Genomic DNA, 19,258 nt, shown 5'->3' with positions numbered 1-19,258 from the left:
AAGATCATAATCAGATAAAAAAATCTCTGATAACTTATCCGCTAATTCTTTATTGTATTCTTTGAAAAGAATGCCCCCCCCCCCCATGATAATATACTCACCATCCCCAAAACGAATAATACTTTTATTCGTATTTACCAATTCTTTCATGGTGTCAGCAGCACTTTTTACTCGCGGTGGTTTCAATATATCAAAGTCATTTTTTATCTCATTTCGAAGTTTAGCTGCAAAATTAATCCTATGTTTCATATATACCAAAGAATTATTATTGATATCCTTTAAATTATACCTTGCAAGATAAATGATATTTTGTAAAAATCGTTTTAATGAGTATTTCATTATTATCCTTTATTTTGAAGAAATTTTTATCCAATCATCACAAACAATATTGTCATTGTCTAAAAGCCATGGAGTTGGGGCTATGACGATATTATTTGCGTCATTATTTAAGTATGCACTCCAAAAGCTATAAGAACTATTCGCCAGTATAGCATGTTTGCAATAACGCATGAGAAACATGTCTTCATGCTGATTGTCTTGAGTAATTGTTTTTTCACTAAGATTTACCGAATTGCTTTCATTTAATCCAAGATTTTTTTGAAATTGCTCAGTAAATGACATATCGGTTGCACCAAATATAAAAAATTTTGGTTCTTCCACACGATCCATAATATATTGTATTGCTCTTTTGTAATAGTCCATACCGAGTTCCCAACCTATTTTGCAATAATCGCCTCTGCGAATATGGATAAAAATGCTATTTTTTGCCTGTAATATTAACTCCAATCGTTGCTTACCAAAATTACTAAAGTTATTAGAATCATAATAAAAAATACTTTTTAATTCTTGCTCAAGTCCCTTTAAATATTTTGCGTTTTGAAAAAATCCACTGAAATATGTAAAATCATTTGGCAAAAGATACTCATCATGAAAATCAAAAGATTGACTATATGCAATATTATGTTTTTTCAAACCAAACATCTTTCTTAAAAGACCGGGTAGCTTCGAAACTCTAGCTTTTGCCTTTTCTATCTGTGTGTTTGTGGCATACTCTAAATCAACATTAAAAATATCTAAGCTAAGTTGTGTGGAATTATCTTGTGTATCATACCAAGTTTTATCAAGCAAAACTGGCACTTGTAGGTGTTTTTGCAATGCTTTTGCAAAGGCGTATTGAAACATTTGATTGCCTAATCCACAGGTAAGCTCTACAATCTTATAATCACCCATTAATACCTCTAATTTTGTATATTGACAACTTTTAAACCAAATAGTATTGCAATGCCGTGTATTTGAAATTGTGGTATTATCATAACATAAAAATTTATGCAAAAGTATAAGAAAGGTGCAAAATAGTAAGTCATTCTTAGATTATCATCACTCTAGCAATGGCGTTTTTGTATCGCTTATATTGTGTTTTTGTAGTAACAAGTCAAGCTCGTTTATATAAAGCATTTCATAATCATTTAATAATATTTCTTTGTATTCTTTTAATACTTGATAGGTTGCTTGCTTTGGGTGTCCTATCGCGATGACATAGCCTTGTTTATCTGCGATTTTTAATGCTGTATTCAGTTGTTTAGCAATGGAGGCAACATTTGCTTGGTTATCTAAAAACACATTGCGTGCGATATGGATTTTATGTTGTTCTTTTAAAAGTTTTCCAGCAACACTTTTTGAAGTCGTTAGAGAATCTACAAAGCTAATTTTATGTCTAGCAAGGACTTGCAATAATTTCTGCATATCTTCCCTGCTTTCTGTGTAGCGGCTGCCTGTATGATTATTAATATAGGCTAATTTTGGAAAATCTTTTTTAATTTGTGCGATGTGAGATTCTATTGTTTGGAGGCTATCGCCTATGCGTAAATTTATAACGCCTTGTTGCTCAAAATTATGTGCTTCAAGTGGCAAATGTATCATGTAAAATTCAAGTGTTTTTGCAATATCTGGGTTATTTTTGCTGAAAAATTGCTTTGGAAAAAGCGATAGCGTTAGCTTTAAATGTAACGATTGAAAGTTTTTTATATCTTTTTTGTTTGCTAGGTCATCAATGATTATTACAACCTTTGGCTTTTTGTAGAATCTTTGTGGATTTTTGGTGTATGTTGTGGTTGTTTTGTCGCTATTTTTTATGGAGTTTGGAGACTTATCATTTCTGCAAGGGTGGGCAAGATCTTTGTTGTTGCTAGGCAACATATTACTTTTAGAATCTGTGTTAGAATTTTTGCTATACTCAAAATGACAATTATTAGAATCTAAATTTTGCTTAGTTTCTATGCTAGATGCTTGGCTTTGCAAGTCGTGGCAAAAAGTGGATTTTGCATTATGGCAATTATTAGAATCTATTTGTGCTGATATATGATTACTCTCATTATTAAAGCTTGCTGAATCTAGCTGTTTTGAATCTTTAGGGTTTTTGTTTGCTGTTGTAGATTCTATATGTGTTTGGATATGTATGGGTAGGGCTTCGTTTATTTGTAAGTGTTGCATAGTTTGCGAGTCTAGAGACAAAGGATTAATATCTTTGTTTTTAGAATCTTTTTCAATGTAATACCATGAAAAGACACTGAGTATAAGGGCTGTGATAATAAAAACAAGGTATATAATAATAGATTTTTTCTTATGTGATTGTGTATCGTTCATGGATTAAGACTTATTGGGCTGTGATACATGGTTATAGCTATTGTGGTTTTTTATCATCTTTTTGTTTGGTTGGTCTTAACTCGGTTACACCCCTTTTATGCATAAGAATAATGCGTGCAAAAAAGGCAATGAGTAAAGTGGCAAGCAATAATTTTAGTATAAGCTCACTTTGATTTAAAAAAGATTCTGAATCTGGACTTGCCATAACTTTTGGCTCTTCATTGAAGATCTTTGCAATGTTTGGTGCATAAAACAAGCCAAATAAAAACATAAGGATAGCATTTAGCACATTACAAGCCCATACAAAAAAGGTGCTTTTTTGAAATCTATAGCTCATCGTTTCATACAATAGCATAAAAATAGCTGCAAAAACAAGCATATATCCAACCTGCAAAAGTATGGGTGCGAGAATAATGCCTTGATCATATTTTGTGATAAGCGTGGTGCTAAAATCATTATTCCTAAACACTATATCTATACTCATAATAATAGATTCTGAAATATTTGCAACAACAATGCCACCTATGCAAACCCCAACAAGAAGTAGATAAAACCCAGCTAAAATCTTTGCAATCATATAAATCCTAAACTAAATCACCATAATAATGTCATGCTGCTTTGTCAAACCATCAAAATACGCAAGCCTCTCACTATCATCTTTTACTTCAATCGAGCAATTAAGCGCGACATATTTACCATGACTTGAGATATGCTCCACAGGGGCAATATCTGCCTTACCCATAAAGACTTTTTCAATCGCTTCTAGCACAATTTCTTTACTAAAACCTATCACACGATAACGCCATATACATGGATAATCAATCTGTGGTTTTATGTCAATATTTATTGGGCTATGTTGATGATTCATATTCTTCCTTTTGTAATATTTGGCTTATAAAGCTAATCTTTTGCTAACTTATAAAGATTCTGTTATACTAGATTAATCTTTGCTTATAGAATCTAGATTCCCTAATATAGCGGTATAAATCCGCATTCATTTATATAGAATCTATTTTCTAGTAATTATCTGCGTTTAATAACTGGAGCACCAACTTCATCTGCTTGTTGCGTGGCTTTAGAAGTTTTACCCATTTCATCACAAGCTACTTGTAAGCCTAGCTTGCATGACTTTTGATAGAAGCTTTTTGCTAAGTTTTTATTATTTTCATATTTATCAAACCAGTATGCAACATAGCGACATGACATGGCTTCATTTAACGCACAAGAGCGTTTAAAATAATCGATGGTTTGAGGTGATTGCATAGGAAGTCTTACAAAGGGCGCAATAGCATAGCCCAAATCAAGTCCCTTTGTTACAAAATAATCAACATCAGCATAATGGTCTATTATACGCAACATGCGCGCATGAAAAAAGCATGAGGTCGCATCATCTCTCTCACACTCTTTTTTTGTAAGGTTTAATGCTTTATCTACGATCATTTCATCATTATAATGTTTTAGAGATGGTGCGATAATTTGCTTTAAAAACTCGTTGTTATCATCTAAGGCTTCAAATGCAAAAAAGAGATTCACACAGCCCAAACTCTCACCTTTTTTACACGCTTTTCCATTCTTTACAATGCTTTTTGTAAGATCTTCTGCAAACTCCGCACTATCATAGTTACTTAATGCCCTTTCTTCCCCAATATAATAGGCATTTAAGCATTCAATGACTGAGCCAAGTTTGCACTCTTTGTAATGAAGACCATAAGCCTTATCATACTCTTCGTCTGCTATGGCAACATTCGCATAATAGCCTGAAGTTTTACCATGTAGTTTATTCATCTCTGCATGTAAAGCGGCAATTTCTTCTGCTACACCTTCTTTATCATCGTCTTTATCTACGCTAGACTGCCCGGCACAAGCGATTAAAAGCAATGCCATTAAGAAAGCAAAGATATTAACACTAACCTTTTTCATATATTCCTCGCCTATTATCATTTGGAATCTAAAGTATAACCAAAAATCGTGATTTTTAAGATATAAAGGGGGTAATATTTTGGTTTTTATAGTCTATTGCCACAAGCACACAGCACACAAAGCGTGTAGTTATGATACACGCTTTAACAAAAAAAGTATATCGCAACATTGCGGATAAGATATATGCTATAAAATATAGCAAAACATGATTGCTTCTTACATCTTAGTCTTAATATTAATGCCTAGCATATTAAAGCCTGTTGTAAGGCTTAGGGATACAAGTAAGAATATTTTTAGAATCCCTGCTTCATGCTGGGTTTGTAAGATTCTATGTGCGTTGTAGAATGTGTGAAAAGATTTTGCGAGATTCTTTAGGTATTCGCATAGTTTTTGCAATGCCCTCTCTTCATAACTTTGATTTAGCACATAAAAAAGCCCTAAACTTTGTAGTATTAGCTGCATGCTATCTTGCCCTAAGGAATCATTACTATCTAATAAAGTGCTTAAGTCTGTTTTGTTTATGTCTTCAAGTGATAGGTTGGATTTTTCTAGTAAAGTATGGATTCTAGCATTTGCATAATTGATATAAAACACGGGATTTGAAGAATCTTCTTTACTTAAATCCTGCACATCAAACTCCAAATGCGTATCAAGGCTCTTACTCAAAAATACAAACTTTAAGCTATCTGCGCCAATATCATTTACCACATCTTGTATGAGAATGAAATTTCCCGCTCTTTTACTCATTTTATAAGGTTGCCCATCTTTTAAAAGGCTTACCATTTGTGCGAGTAATACTTCTAGATTGTTAGAATCAAATCCTAAAAAATCAATACTTGCCTTAATGCGTACTATATAGCCATGATGGTCAGCACCCCAAATGTTAATGTAGTGATTATAATCTCTATCAAACTTGTCTTTATGATAGATTATATCCCCTGCCATGTAGGTTGGCATACCATTATCGCGGACTAAAACCCTGTCTTTTTCATCGCCCTTGAGTGTTGATTGCAGCCATATTGCACCATTTTGGTGTAAAAGGGCATTATGTGCTTCTAGGGTTTTCATCGTGTCATCAAATCTTGTGTATAACTCTTTTTCACTCACAAAATAATCAAAGTCAATGGATAAAGAAGCTAGATTCTCTTTAATTACTTCTAGCATCATGTCTTTTGCGTATAGTCCTATCTTTTGTAAAATATCTGTTTTTTGTGAATCTGTTGTGCGGAAAAAACTCTCTCCAAAATGCTTAATCGCATCTTGTGCGACAGAATCAATATATTCTCCCTTATACACTTCACCACTAAGAGATTCTAAGTTTAGAATCTTTGCCGCACTATTATAGACAGATAAGGCCAACATATCAATTTGACTACCTGCATCATTGATATAATATTCACCCTTTATATCATAGCCTAGTCGCTTTCCTATGCGTTGCAGCACACTCCCAAAGATCGCCCCGCGTGCATGTCCTATGTGAAGTGGTCCTGTTGGATTCGCACTTACATATTCAAGTAGAATCTTTGTGTTTTTGCACTCACCTTTTGCAAAGTCTTTTGGTGATTGTAATGCTACTTCTAACATATATGTAAGGAAACTATGCGTGAGAGTGAGATTTAAATAGCCATTTAGAGCCTCTATAGATGAAAACATTTTCTTAAAAGGTTTAGTGCTATTAGAATCTAAGTCATATTGTATGAAAAAGTCTTGCAAACTCTGTGCTAATACTTTTGGATTTGTGCGTAAAATCTTTGTGAGTGTAAAGCAAAGCGGTGTTGCAAAGTGTCCGTGTCGTTTATCTTTTGGGTGTTCTAATGCGATGATTAGATTTATTTTTTCTTGTGAGCTGCTGGAATCTTTCTTGGATTCTGTTTTAGATTCTATTATGGAATCTTGACTGATATTTGCATTATGCTTTGATGAAATTTTCTTTTGATTTAAGGCGTTGTTTGTGCCTTGCTGGACTACGATATCTGTGCGACCTATTGATGATAGATAGGCTTTCGTAGCTTCTGTTAGAAATTCTTTTACTTTGTAATACATTATAGCTTTCCGTTTATATTTTCTCGGTTTGCTTTTGCTGGATAGTTGGACTAGATTCTATAACTTGGGCTTCTATAACTTCTGGCTTTTTTTCACTCTTTTGCTGCGGTTTAGCTTCGCTACTAGTTTGTTCTACCTTTTTGTCATCATCGTCTTCCATTTCTTTTTTAAAGGTTTTGATACCACTACCAAGCCCTTTTGCTAGTTCTGGAATCTTCTTTGCACCAAATAATAAAACAATTACAAGTAATACTACAAGCCAATGCCATATACTCATGCTTCCCATTATTTCTCCTTTATGTCTTCAACCTTTTACTATTGCTTTAGCTATAAAGCATATTGTGCTAATAAGGCTTGTATCTTTGTCTCATGGTTTGCAAACATAAGACTTTTTGCGATATGTAAAATAGCCTTTTTAGAATTTCTCATATTATCATTAATTAGCAAATAGTCAAAAGTATTTGCGTATTTTAACTCTTCTTTCGCATTAAAAAGTCGTTTTTGTATCACTTCATCGCTATCAGTCCCCCTTTTGCAAAGCCTATCTTTTAAAACATGTAGATTTTTGGGCGTGATAAATACAGATTTTGCAAGTGGATAGTATTTTTTAATGCTATTATACCCCCTTACATCGACATCAAAGAGAATAAATTTGTCTTCTTGTATGGCTTTTTCTATCGGCTTTATGCTTGTGCCATAAAAGTTATCATGCACCTCTTCATACTCTAAAAACTCACCCTTACTAATACCTTCTTTAAAGGCCTCCTTTGTGCTGAAATAATACTCTCTGCCGTGTATCTCATTTTCCCTTGGCTTCCTTGTGGTAGTGGATATAGAGAAATAGAAGTTTGGTATTTCTGTCTGCAAAACCTTTGTTAATGTGCTTTTTCCAGCCCCAGATGGTCCAGACATGATTAGCATATTGTAATAAGCATTATTCACTAGAATCCTTTTTATTTGTTTTAGAATCTTATTTACTCTCTTGGGCAACATAGCCTTTTATATCATGCTTTGCGATAAAGGCTTTTGCTTCATCATAGGTTTTAAATCCACGCAAAGCGACACGATAGCCCTTATCAGTTGGCACAATATCGATTGAATAATTCGTGTCTTTTACTATGCTTTGATTATCATCTTTGAATGATTTAGCTCTATTTTCATCACTAAAAACATTGAGTGAAATCATAAAATTACCTTTATTAATATTATTTGTCTTAGTATCATCTGCTTTAACATTACTTGCTTTCGTGTCGCTTGGCTTAGTATCACTTGTCGCAGTGTTATTAGAATCTATTTGTTTAGAATCTGCATGGCTAGGCTTTTTAGATTCTGTATTTTCCACTTTAGAATCTATTTTAGTCTGTGGTGTTTGCTGTGTGCTTTGTGTGTCTTCTTTTGCTTGGTTTTTTATCTCATTTTGTGCTTTTTTAGCAAGATTCTCTGTGGAATCTTTTAGCCTTTGCATAGCTTCATCTATGTCTTTTATAGATTCTGTATTATCAATATGTTTTGGGGTAATGCCGACAAAAGCAGAATCTAGGGTTTCATCTTTTGTTGGTTGTGGCTTTGTTTCATGTTTTGCTTCTTTAGTTTTACTTTGTGTTGTATCTTCAAATTCTGGTAATTCTTCTTCACTGATTTCAAAGGGTGTGGAATCTATTTCTTTGTTTTCTACTTTTGGACTATTTGCTACATTGCTTGTTTGATTTGTATTACTAGATTCTGTTTGTGGTGTATTTTGTGAGTTTATGCTTTGTGTTTTAGAATCTTGTGTAGGCATAGTGTAAGTATCTGTGCTTTCGGTGTTACTATGGGTTTGTGTGGTATTGCTTGTTTGGTTTGTGCTTGTAGATTTTGCGTGCGTTGTTGGTTCTTGCGGTATAGATTCTGTATGTGTTACTTGCGTATTTTGTCTTGGCTTTAAGATTGTATTTTGCTGCTGTGGTGCAGTGTATTGTTCTTTTGGTGGCTGTGGGCTAGATTCTGTATGTTTTACTTGTTGTTGTGTGGTCTGTTTGGGCGTTGTTTGCGGTTTGGAATCTTTTGGTGGTGTATTATGGACTAAATCTCCACCAAAGCCTACTACCTCAACTCGCACATTTGCAATACCTTTGCCAACCATAGCAATATCATGTGCTGCGACATTTGATAAGTCAATAATGCGTCCTTCAACAAATGGTCCCCTATCATTTATCCTTACCACAGTGGTTTTGCCATTGTCTTTATTATAGACTTTAACGATTGTATTCATAGGGAAAGTTTTGTGGGCTGCGGTGTGTGCGTGCATGTTGTAGGTTTCGCCATTTGAAGTAGCCTTAGCGTGAAAATCTGGTCCATACCAACTTGCTATACCATCAAATGTATCGCCGACTTTTACAGGGTGTGGGTGGTAAGTCTTACCCCGCACGGTGTAGGGACGCATAGTAGCCCTTTGTATTGCTTCACTATCTCGCATTCCACCTAAAAGCGATTGTGTAGGTGTAAAACTACCATCGCCCTTTACTGGTGGTTCATAATATGTATTTGCTTGATTTGTTTGTGTGGATTTTGTGCCCTTTTTGCTTGTAGTGTGCTGCTGTGTGGCTCTATTATTTTGCGGTGTTTGTCTAATATTGTCTCTATCATTTGCTACAAGGGTGCTACTAAAGCTTGATTGTGTAGGCTGTGTGTAGTCTTGCCTATATTTAATGGTGTTATTGCCATAAGCATCCATTGATTCATAACTACGCAATGCACCATTGCCACCATTATACTTACTCTCTGGGGCACATGCGTTAAACAAAATAATACCGCCTAATGTCGTTGCTATACAAATATGTTTGTGTAAAAAATGCAATTTAGCTCCTAGTGATTTTTTTGGTTTTCATCTGCTTGATATTTACTGCTGTTGTGCTTCCCTTTTGAATGCTTTGTTGTGTGTTTAGTGCGGGAAGTTTTAGCGTTTGATTTACCATGAGTGCATTTGATTTTAATCCATTTAATTGTCTTATTCTATCAACACTTGTATTATGTTTCCTTGCAATACTTGAGAGATTATCGCCTTTTTTCACCTTATATGTTGTAAAACGCGGTCGCGTATCAAGTGCATTTTTAAAATGCTGTTTAAAATAGCTTAATTTTTCATAAGGCAAATATACTTGATATTCCTTTTGTGAAAATGGCACAAAATCATATTTAAAATGGCGATTATAATACCATAAATCATCAACTTTCATATTTGCACCCTTTGCGATATTTGCAAGTGAATTTCCAGCTTTTACATTTACAATCACAAGAGAATCACCCGCTCCGCGATTAAGCATATATTCTTTATCAGCTTGTTTTAACTCATGTGCGTTTGAGAATGTAAGAGACATAGACATAATTTTACGCAAATAATTGCGTGTTTCAAGTGGTAGATATTGCTTTTCTTCATCAAGTAACACTTCTATACTATCGCTTTCTGCTTCTCTTATCGCGCGATTTAATCGCCCTAAACCGCAATTATATGCCATTGCAGCAAGATACCATTTGCCTGTTGCTTTATGAAGATATTGTAAGTATTTAATAGCTGCTTGCGTGCTTTTTATAGGATCTTGCCTTTCATCTATATATTCATCTATGATTAGTCCTAGCTCTTTTGCTGTGGCTGGCATAAGCTGCCATATACCAGCGGCTTTTTTGGAGCTTAGGGCTTGTGATTTAAACTCAGATTCTGCCATAGCAAGAAATAAAAACTCCTGTGGCACATCTGCATCAGCTAACATTTTACGCAAGATAGGGATAAACTCATAGCCATTATCAAACTGACGCGTAAGATATTTCCACTTTGTTGTATCTACATCGATTAGTCGCCCTTCAGATTCTAAAGTCGCAATGTATTCAATAGGTATATTAAAAGCATTGATTGTAGTCGTATCAAAGCGATTAAAATACTTATTTGTATTTGGTGTGTGCATACTATATTCTAAAAAGTCAATGCTACTAAGAGTATCTGCAAACATTTGTGCTGTAAAAACCTGCATTGTAGAAATGGAAATACTACAAGCAAGAATAAACTTTTTCATCACATATATTCCTTTAAATGTTTAGTTTAGAGTGTAAATTAATACTTTGAGAGTGTAAAGTCAATGCAAAAATAATTCCTTAGAGATTTCATTTTCAAAAAATAAAGCGAAATTCTACAACATGTATGCTAATAATTACCAATATTTGTTTTGAAAATGCTATCATTATAGGGATTTTTGATACATAATGATTTGATTTTAAGCGGAATTGATACTTAGATTCACATTTTTAATATTAAATATTGCATGATTTTTATATAGAAAAGGGAAAAGCTAGAATGGATAGGGCCGATACAAATAAACAATACAGACTAAATGTCGCCGCTATCGTTGTGTCATCGCAGTATCCACGCATTTGTGAATTTTTCGTTGCTGAAAGAAGTGATTTAAAAAATGTATGGCAATTTCCACAAGGTGGCATAGATTTGGGTGAAAGTCCAAGAGATGCGTTATTTAGAGAGCTAAAAGAAGAGATAGGCACAGATGATATAGAAATATTAGCAGAATATCCCACATGGCTAACTTATGACTTTCCACCTATGGTTATAGAAAAAATGAAGCCCTATGCAGGACAGAAGCAAAAATATTTTCTTGTAAAATTGAAGCCTTTTGCAGAAATTAATTTGCAGACACAAGAGCCAGAGTTTTCACAATATGCGTTTATGGATTTAGCTTCATTACTGCAAAAGGTTACAAAGTTTAAAAAGCATATTTATACGCAAGTGCTAGACTACTTTAAAAAGGAAGGTTATATTTAATGCTAATAGTTCAAAAATATGGCGGCACAAGCATGGGCAGCACAGAGCGGATACAAAATGTAGCAAACCGCGTAAGCAAAAGCGCAGAAGGCAATAATCTTGTTGTAGTCGTGTCTGCTATGAGTGGTGTAACAGATGAGATACTAGGCTATGGTAAATCTTTTAGCCCGATACCAAATGAGAGAGATTTGGATATGGCTTTAAGCAGTGGTGAGCAAATCAGTGCGGCTTTACTTAGCATTGCCTTAAATGCTATGGGATATAAATCAATCGCATTTAATGGCAGACAAGCTGGAATCATAACAGATTCTAATCACACAAAAGCACGCATTAAAGATATTAATACCGCAAATATTAAGCAGCACTTACAAGATGGATATATCGTAGTTGTAACGGGCTTTCAAGGCTTAAGTGATAAAGGCGAGATTACTACACTTGGTCGTGGTGGTAGCGATTTATCCGCCGTAGCCCTTGCAGGTGCATTACATGCAGATTTATGCGAGATTTATAGCGATGTAGATGGAATCTATACGACAGACCCACGCATAGAAGAGAAAGCAAAAAAGATTGAGAAAATAAGCTATGATGAAATGCTAGAGCTTGCCAGTATGGGAGCGAAAGTCTTGCTTAATCGTTCAGTAGAGCTTGCAAAAAAGTGGAGTGTCCCACTCTATGCAAAAAGTAGTTTTAGCGATGATAAAGGCACACTTATTACAACGGAGGAAAACATTATGGAAAAACCTATTGTTAGCGGCATAGCACTAGATAAGAATCAAGCACGAGTAAGTTTAATCGGCATTAAAGATAAGCCCGGCATTGCCGCAGAGCTTTTTAGTAAGCTTGCTTCAGCAAATGTAAATGTAGATATGATAGTCCAAACAATCGGCAGAGATAGTAAAACTAATCTTGATTTCACAGTGCCAAAAAATGAGCTTGATAAAGCAAAATTGACACTTGAAGCCTTTAAAGTCAATGCAGATTTAATCGACTATGACCATGAAGTAGCCATTGTATCAATCGTAGGCGTTGGTATGAAAAGCCATAGCGGTGTAGCGGCAAAGGCATTTGAAGCAATGGCAAATGATAATATCAATATCCGCATGATTAGCACAAGTGAGATTAAAATCTCAATGCTAATTGACTTAAAATATGCGGAATTAAGTGTGAGAACACTCCATGCAGCTTATGAGCTTGATAAATGATAAAATCCTAGATTCTATACCTTGTATAAGTGAGTGCAAGACTTCTTGTGTATTTTAAAAGAGTTTGGATTCTACACCTTTATGGGTGGGTGCAGGGTTAAGGGTGCATTTTAGATCTAAAATCAATCCACCTCTTTTAACAAAACTGCATAAGCTTCAGAAATCTTTCGTAAATCCTGTCCACCGCTTTCATTATATGGTTTGCCTAGATTTCTTGGATCAATTACATTTTGCCTTTTTTGTTTGAAAAAGTCATTGTATTTAGAATCTAGCTCTTCTTTTGTGAAGCCCTCATTAAGCCCAAAAAGCTTCATTGCCTCTTCTTTTGTAAGCGGCACATATTCTTCATTCAAGGCTTTAAAGCTATCATACAGATGATTAAAGTCAGCGTTGTCGATCTCTAAAATCGCAGCAACATTGATGATAGAATCCTCTTCCTCTTGTGAGAAATTCCCATCAGCATACGCTAATGCAAACATAAATTCTACTATTTTTACTCTCTTTTTATACTGCCCGATTGTCTCGCTTGCAAAGAGTTCTGCTAACTCTTGTATATCATCATTTCTAGATTCTTTATAGATTTCTAAATACAACTCACTTGGCTGATCAGAATCTTTTGCCATATCATCGATAATGCCTCTTACAAGCCGCTCTTCCAGCATACAACTCTTATCATCTGCAAAGCTTAATCGCCCTAAAATACTCACAATAATGCCATATTCTGTGCGTTTTAGTTTTTCTTTTGGGCTAAGTATTGGACGCTCTTCTACATAGTCTTGCTGTCTTTGCGGCTGCAAAATATCTCTATCTGTTGGGACGATTGGATTGCTAAGATAGCCTTGAAAGGTCTTATAAAGGTAGAATATAATCCCCGCGGCGATTAAAAATAATACTAATTCCATTTGGTTTCCTTATATGAAAATATCTAGAGTTTTAACTTCTTTTTTAACTCTTGCTTACGCATTTCTTCAGCTTCAAGTGCTTGTTTTTTGAGTAGCTTTTTCTCTTCATTTTGTTTTTCTGCTAGAATGCGTTTTTTCTCCCTTGCCTCTTGAATCTTATGGCGATATTCATCTCTTTCTTTTGGATCTTGATAGCTAATTGGCTTGATAAATGAAGCAAGTAATATCATAGCCGCTAAAATCCCAGCAATTGGCGCTTGTTCCGGTCCATTTAAATGATACCATGCCATGCCGACAAAACAAGCAAAAAAAATCTTTAAAATGACTGCCATACTCTTAAAAATCTCCGCAATAAATAGTGCTATGAAGCATTTTTGGAAGCCTTATTGTGCTGCATAAAATCCGGATTTATTTTGTGTGTTTCAAACCCTGCTTCATCTGCCTTACCAAAGCAAACTAGCAATATCTGTGCCATATTGAGACTTGCTATACTGATAGGATCTCTCTTGCAATATTTCGTGCATAAATCCTGCTTATTATCAAACATATCAAAGGTAGAATCTGCAAATACACATAAGAAATCCACCCCTAAATCAATCCCTTCATACAAAAGATCCCCGCTTTTTTGATACGCCCTTTCAGAATCAATATGTGCTAAATGCGTGAAAGACTGCAGACTAAAGGGCTTACTAAGATAGGTTAAACCCAGAATCTTGCATAACTTTTCTATATGCTTATACTCACCTTTCATATTACAATCTGCATGTCTGCTACCATAAAAGGCACAAGAGCTAAAGCCTTTTGTGGTATTATTTGGTGAGATATGCGGTAAATTTCTCTCATTTTTACCAAAGCTATATTTTATAGACTGCTCTATCTCTGTCATATAGTTAGCAAGTATCGCTGGAAAATAGGCAATGTGATTCTGTAATATATCTATATCAAGGATAATGCTTTGACTTTGCAATTCAGCTACAACAAAATCCCTTAAAGACTGATTATTTCGCAACAAATCAAGCGTAAATACAAGATTCGCATAAGAATCTTCTTCTAAGGCTAATAGCTTTTTCTCTTCAAGACTAGCAAGGGCGATATTATACACATTTGCAAATATAAACTGCTCTAATGCACCTATTCTGCCAAAATATCCGCCATGTGCCTTAAAGCTTTTATTAGCATCTAGCGTTGTATAAGGTATATTTAAGTGCTTTAAAACCTGCTGTGTCGCAATGCTAAACGGACTATTTTTTAAGCAATCATATATGAGATACATAAAGATCCTTTATTAATATGTATTAGCATGTAAAATGCTTTGAATAAATGGCGTAAAATTCTCTGCGGCGTTGTAATCGGCTATGCGATTTTTACATGTAAATTGATACTGTGAGTTAATGTAAGATCCAAACCCCAGCCATTCTTTATCCTTACATGTAGGTGAAATCAAGGCACTTTGCAAAGATTCTATCTGCGTATCTATCGCCCTATTATGCGGTAGCATAAAATTTGCAGTGCTGACATGCCAAAAAATGCCACTCTCCCTGCAAGAAATAAAACGCAATAACTTCTCTTTATACAATGGATAACGCAAACACAGCCATTTAATATACAATAAAAAGCCATCGCCACAATATGAGTCATCATAAGTTGGCACGATAAAGTTTATAAGTAGGTATTTTTTTAATTCTTCTCTATCACTTGGTGCGATAAAATCCATTGCATAAAAAAAGTCGCTACATCGTGCAAACGCCTTGTCCAAATCAAGCAATAAATCCTTCTTTGCATATCGCTTGTTTAAGGGCTCAATCTCTAAATAACAACCAAGCTTTTCTACAATCTCTTTTATCCCAAGATTCCCAAACACTGCATAACCATTAATCCTGCAATGTATAAACTGCAAATCTATGCCAAACTCTTGATACCCAAAGTTTTTAGAATCTACTGCCTGAAAAATATCTTTTAGCGTATCATTTGCCTTATAATGCACTTCTTGTCTTACAAAGCCATTTTGAAAATCTATGCGTGAATCAAATGAAAATATGCTTAAATATAGTTTGCCCATATAATCCCTTTATCTTGCCCTTATGTTGTGTGCTGATAAAACCCATTTATAATACCAAAACAATGCTTAGTGATAAAAGTAGAATCTTACCTTTATTTCTTATCTTTTTCAAGCAAAACATTTAAAGTTTTTAAACTAAAATAGAATGAATCGAATAATATTACACTTTTTTAACTCCAAACGCCCCAAATACCGATACTCTAAACACTAAGCAAAAAGTCCTTTTGCAATTTTGTATAACCCTTTATATAACCTTATTAAGATTAAATCAAAAAGTTACAAGTAAAATAACACATATTCTAAAGATTTCAGTTTTGATTGTGTCGTATGAATAAGGTTTTAAAGTTTTGTTTCTTTCCTATCTTTTTAAAATACCCTTACACTATAACTTAAAATACAAGTCTTTTTTATATGAATTTTATATTAGTGATTATATATTACATTTTCACTTTACAAAGTGTTACAAACTAAGCGATACAAAATTACAAATTAATTAAAGTTTTGATACAAATTTAAAATTACACACAATACAAAAAACATTAAAGACTAGTACAAAACTACTTAATACTTCATTATTTGCATGTATTAAATCATTATAGCTTGTAATATAGCGTTATTGTCTTGTAAGTCATTATCAGTACCTGAAACTTCATTAAATACATCATTTTTGCTAACTTGTCTATATTATTACTTAATTTATCATGCCTTTTAGTATTAAGCAAATTTTGTATATTGTTATAAAAGGCTTTACCTGCATAATCAAGTAAAGTATTATTAGACTTTACAAAGGTATCAATATGCTTTAATACTATTAGCACATCATATAAGGCTTTTTTGCTTTGTATGCTAATCCAATAGTATAAAGTAAAAGTTTTTTAATGATCGGACTTTATTGCAAACACTTATAGAAGTCTAAAAAGACAAAGCAAAGCGTATAAGTAACAATATTATAAAAGTTTACCAGCTTATTCTTCATTTTAATCAATATTATTTTCTTTTACCTTTATTAATTTTTAGCTTTGATGTTATTTAGGCAATAATGTGTCCCACATATTATACATAAATAAACTATTCTCAGTCATTAAATCTAACTTGCCTTTACACTTATAAAATGCTTGTCTTGCAATATTTTATGCAAATATTACTCACACTATCAATACAAGCTGTATAATCAATCAAAGCATTAGCAAGTATGTTATTATTGTTTGCTTTATAACTTTGCTTAGTGTTATTGCTTACCCTGCCTTTTGTATTACTTGCCTTGCTTATAGCCTTTAAAACCCGATTTACTTGCTTTATGGCTTATATCGCTTACATTATTTTAGGATTAAACAAATATAAATCACTATTATTTGCTACTTGTTGCAAGGTGTTTTCATGTGCTAATTTATCTATATAATCAGCCCAGAATTGCATTAATTCTAACCTCTCTTGCATTCTCTCGCTATGGTTATAACTTTGTATAACCATATTTCCTACACTATGAGATAAGCACATTTCAATAATGCTAAAGTCTAGCTTATGCTTAGGTGTTAAATCATATAATATCGTTGAGAATGTAGAGCGGATTCTGTGTGGCGTGTTTAGCTTATGTGTCGTTAAAAACTTTGTGTAAGCTTTGTATTTTGTGTGTTTATGTAAGGCATTGTCAATAAACTTTTTATATTTATCTTTTATAGTGTTGTCTTTTTTATATTTATGTATCAAGTCTCTAAGGCTAGAATAACTTAATAAATACTTATTAGCTAGTTTCCTTTGTGTGTTTTCAGTGATTAAACCTTGTTTTTGTAATTGTATATACTCATTCAAAGCATTATAAAAGGCCCTTTGCATTCTTACCTTATCACTTAAAGCACATGAAAAAACATATTTGTCTAGCCTTTGTTTATATATAAATTCTAGTATTTCAAGTGCTTGACTACTTAAAGGTAGTTTAAACTCTTTATTGAGTTTCATTTTATAAGCAGGTATCACTAGCATTTTATTCTTAAAATCTATATCACTCCATTCTAAGCTTATAATATTATGTATTCTCAAGGGCATATACATATTAAATTTATACATAATTGCAAATAGTCTATAATCTAGCGTTAGATAGCGTGTAGTTTTGCTTATATTATTATGTGAATGTATATCTACATCATTAAATAAGGCTTTATTGCTATATATAACAAAGTCTTTTAAATCTTTTTCATGTATTGCTTTATGATGTTTTACAATAGGTAATTTAAATATTATCTTATATTTAATCCTATCACATACACTATACTCTATATAATCGTAAGCAATGCAATAATCAAATACACGCCGTAGCATTCTGTAAAGTTGGTAACATATAGCAATTTTCCCCCTTACTTGATAGCCTTGAAGAAACTCTACAATATCATTTTTAGTAATATCTTGTATTAGCTTATTACCAAACACTTTTAAAAGTGGCTTTGATTGGTCCATATATTGCTTTTTTGTAGTTTCCCTTATGCTTTGTTTTTCTATCCATTCAGTAAATACATGCTTAAAAGTAAGCTTTGTATTTTTATCTTTATCTTGCATGTATTGCAAGTAGTCTTTAAGGCTTAATCCTTTTTCTTTATACTCTAAGCTTTGTAAAATAGAGTTATATTGTGTCGTTATATCCCTTGCTTTATCAAGGCTTATATGTGGATATTGTCCGATTGTAAGCTTATATATCCTATTGCTAGATTTATATTTGAATATAAAAGCCTTAGATATGCCTTGCTTGTTTTGTCTTAAGTAAAGATATAAACCCCTGCAAGTGCTATCGCTTACTAATAAATCTTTACTTGCATTACTTGTATTATTTGCTTTGTTATTAGCATTAGCTTTATTATTTGCCTTATTTATGCTATTTTCAAAGCTTGTTATAACCCTTTTTATATCGTGTAATGTAGTGTATTGCATGTAATCATTCCTTATAAAATAGTGTTTGTTATCTACTTTATAAAGTATGTTTAGTAGTGTTTGCATGTAAGGGATTATGTTTTGCATGTATGTTAATGCTTATGCGTGTTTAGCATTGTTTGCTAAGAGCCAAACATAAAAGCACATGTAAACCTTTGTAATCTCATCATGTAATAACCTTTGCATAATGTTGAGGTTAGCAAAAACACATAACATAAAAAGTAACATATAAAGCAAGTATTGCATACATATATACTTTAAATGCCTTATATGTTTTAAATTATGTTATAATCCTTACATGCTTAACGCATATAAACTACACTTAGCATATAATGTAAATGCATGTTAATCGCATTATATGCCCCTTTAAAGCTTACAAATCCCTTTTAATTCAATTATTCAAAGTATCAAACATAACTTACAAACACATTTAATAATCTTGTATTGCTTAATGCTTTATAGTTTTGTATTGCATTGCAATTACTTTATAAGCCTTTGCATGTATATTAATGCTTATGCGTGTTTTCACAAATACAAAAAGCACTTATACAAAATACAAGCCATGTGTAACACTTGATACAAAATCATTTTTAAAGCGTTACAAATTAATTAATACTTTGATACAAATTAAAATTACATAAGCAAACACGCTTTAATTTTTGCATTCTCTACTTAATGGATTTTATAAGCTTTTATTGTGTAGCTTTATATGCCTTTAAGCACATAAAACATACTTTAATATGTAGTAATGTTTTTGTGTATCCTT

17 protein-coding genes and 1 pseudogene are annotated in these 19,258 nt (G+C 33.2%); 2 read left to right on the top strand and 16 right to left on the bottom strand.

The genetic code is table 11. The annotated features are described in order from the left end of the window. The 11 genes and pseudogenes from C6H08_RS08690 to C6H08_RS08640 all read right to left on the bottom strand — a co-directional run. A partial coding sequence (locus tag C6H08_RS08690; RefSeq protein ID WP_158656846.1) for a GT-D fold domain-containing glycosyltransferase occupies nucleotides 1-339 on the bottom strand: 339 nt, incomplete at its 3' end. A gap of 9 nt (nucleotides 340-348) precedes the next feature. Continuing rightward, complete coding sequence (locus C6H08_RS08685; protein WP_034579475.1) at nucleotides 349-1,230, bottom strand: alpha-1,2-fucosyltransferase; 882 nt, start codon at nucleotides 1,228-1,230, stop codon at nucleotides 349-351. Between the two features lie 147 nt (nucleotides 1,231-1,377). Then, on the bottom strand, nucleotides 1,378-2,643 hold the full coding sequence (locus tag C6H08_RS08680) for a divergent polysaccharide deacetylase family protein (protein ID WP_034562720.1): 1,266 nt from the start codon (nucleotides 2,641-2,643) through the stop codon (nucleotides 1,378-1,380). 37 nt (nucleotides 2,644-2,680) lie between these two features. Next, on the bottom strand, nucleotides 2,681-3,220 hold the full coding sequence (locus tag C6H08_RS08675) for a hypothetical protein (RefSeq protein WP_034562722.1): 540 nt from the start codon (nucleotides 3,218-3,220) through the stop codon (nucleotides 2,681-2,683). A 12-nt stretch (nucleotides 3,221-3,232) separates the two neighbouring features. Further along, on the bottom strand, nucleotides 3,233-3,511 hold the full coding sequence (locus C6H08_RS08670) for an HP0495 family protein (protein WP_034562725.1): 279 nt from the start codon (nucleotides 3,509-3,511) through the stop codon (nucleotides 3,233-3,235). 155 nt (nucleotides 3,512-3,666) lie between these two features. Beyond that, nucleotides 3,667-4,563 (bottom strand): hypothetical protein, encoded by an 897-nt coding sequence (locus tag C6H08_RS08665; protein WP_034562727.1) that lies wholly within the window; start codon nucleotides 4,561-4,563, stop codon nucleotides 3,667-3,669. Between the two features lie 216 nt (nucleotides 4,564-4,779). Beyond that, complete coding sequence (gene argS, locus C6H08_RS08660; RefSeq protein WP_233708546.1) at nucleotides 4,780-6,606, bottom strand: arginine--tRNA ligase; 1,827 nt, start codon at nucleotides 6,604-6,606, stop codon at nucleotides 4,780-4,782. Nucleotides 6,607-6,619: 13 nt separating this feature from the next. Then, nucleotides 6,620-6,892, bottom strand: coding sequence for a twin-arginine translocase TatA/TatE family subunit (gene tatA, locus C6H08_RS08655; protein ID WP_005219711.1), 273 nt, complete (start codon nucleotides 6,890-6,892; stop codon nucleotides 6,620-6,622). A gap of 41 nt (nucleotides 6,893-6,933) precedes the next feature. Then, the gene (gmk, locus tag C6H08_RS08650; RefSeq protein ID WP_233708545.1) at nucleotides 6,934-7,599 is read right to left on the bottom strand and encodes a guanylate kinase; all 666 of its coding nucleotides are present in this window, start codon (nucleotides 7,597-7,599) and stop codon (nucleotides 6,934-6,936) included. 1,018 nt (nucleotides 7,600-8,617) lie between these two features. Beyond that, nucleotides 8,618-9,217 (bottom strand): annotated as a pseudogene (locus C6H08_RS12575) (septal ring lytic transglycosylase RlpA family protein); the annotation flags it as partial. A 226-nt stretch (nucleotides 9,218-9,443) separates the two neighbouring features. Further along, a complete protein-coding gene (locus tag C6H08_RS08640; protein ID WP_034579479.1) occupies nucleotides 9,444-10,652 on the bottom strand; it encodes a lytic transglycosylase domain-containing protein in 1,209 nt (402 codons plus the stop codon). Between the two features lie 278 nt (nucleotides 10,653-10,930). Here C6H08_RS08640 and C6H08_RS08635 point away from each other — a divergent pair, with 278 nt between their 5' ends. Further along, nucleotides 10,931-11,410 (top strand): RNA pyrophosphohydrolase, encoded by a 480-nt coding sequence (locus tag C6H08_RS08635; RefSeq protein WP_034562735.1) that lies wholly within the window; start codon nucleotides 10,931-10,933, stop codon nucleotides 11,408-11,410. Then, nucleotides 11,410-12,612 (top strand): aspartate kinase, encoded by a 1,203-nt coding sequence (locus tag C6H08_RS08630; RefSeq protein WP_034562737.1) that lies wholly within the window; start codon nucleotides 11,410-11,412, stop codon nucleotides 12,610-12,612. The genes C6H08_RS08635 and C6H08_RS08630 overlap by 1 nt, the downstream gene beginning before the upstream one ends. Nucleotides 12,613-12,734: 122 nt before the next feature. Here C6H08_RS08630 and C6H08_RS08625 read toward each other — a convergent pair whose 3' ends face one another. The 5 genes from C6H08_RS08625 to C6H08_RS08600 all read right to left on the bottom strand — a co-directional run bounded on the left by C6H08_RS08625 (nucleotide 12,735) and on the right by C6H08_RS08600 (nucleotide 18,492). After that, complete coding sequence (locus tag C6H08_RS08625) at nucleotides 12,735-13,514, bottom strand: TerB family tellurite resistance protein (RefSeq protein WP_034562738.1); 780 nt, start codon at nucleotides 13,512-13,514, stop codon at nucleotides 12,735-12,737. Nucleotides 13,515-13,537: 23 nt separating this feature from the next. Beyond that, on the bottom strand, nucleotides 13,538-13,846 hold the full coding sequence (locus tag C6H08_RS08620) for a hypothetical protein (protein ID WP_005219943.1): 309 nt from the start codon (nucleotides 13,844-13,846) through the stop codon (nucleotides 13,538-13,540). 29 nt (nucleotides 13,847-13,875) lie between these two features. Next, nucleotides 13,876-14,787, bottom strand: coding sequence for an HdrB C-terminal domain-containing protein (locus C6H08_RS08615; protein WP_034562741.1), 912 nt, complete (start codon nucleotides 14,785-14,787; stop codon nucleotides 13,876-13,878). A gap of 12 nt (nucleotides 14,788-14,799) precedes the next feature. Then, nucleotides 14,800-15,573: a DUF5644 domain-containing protein gene (locus C6H08_RS08610; protein WP_034562743.1), complete on the bottom strand. Its 774-nt coding sequence runs from the start codon at nucleotides 15,571-15,573 to the stop codon at nucleotides 14,800-14,802. 1,311 nt (nucleotides 15,574-16,884) lie between these two features. Further along, complete coding sequence (locus tag C6H08_RS08600; RefSeq protein WP_104686169.1) at nucleotides 16,885-18,492, bottom strand: tyrosine-type recombinase/integrase; 1,608 nt, start codon at nucleotides 18,490-18,492, stop codon at nucleotides 16,885-16,887. Between the last annotated feature and the right edge of the window lie 766 nt (nucleotides 18,493-19,258).

This window comes from Helicobacter bilis, from assembly GCF_900198365.1.
GTDB lineage: Bacteria > Campylobacterota > Campylobacteria > Campylobacterales > Helicobacteraceae > Helicobacter_A > Helicobacter_A bilis_B.
Note: the sequence above shows the minus strand (reverse complement) of the source record. Positions and strands in the feature narration are given on the sequence as shown.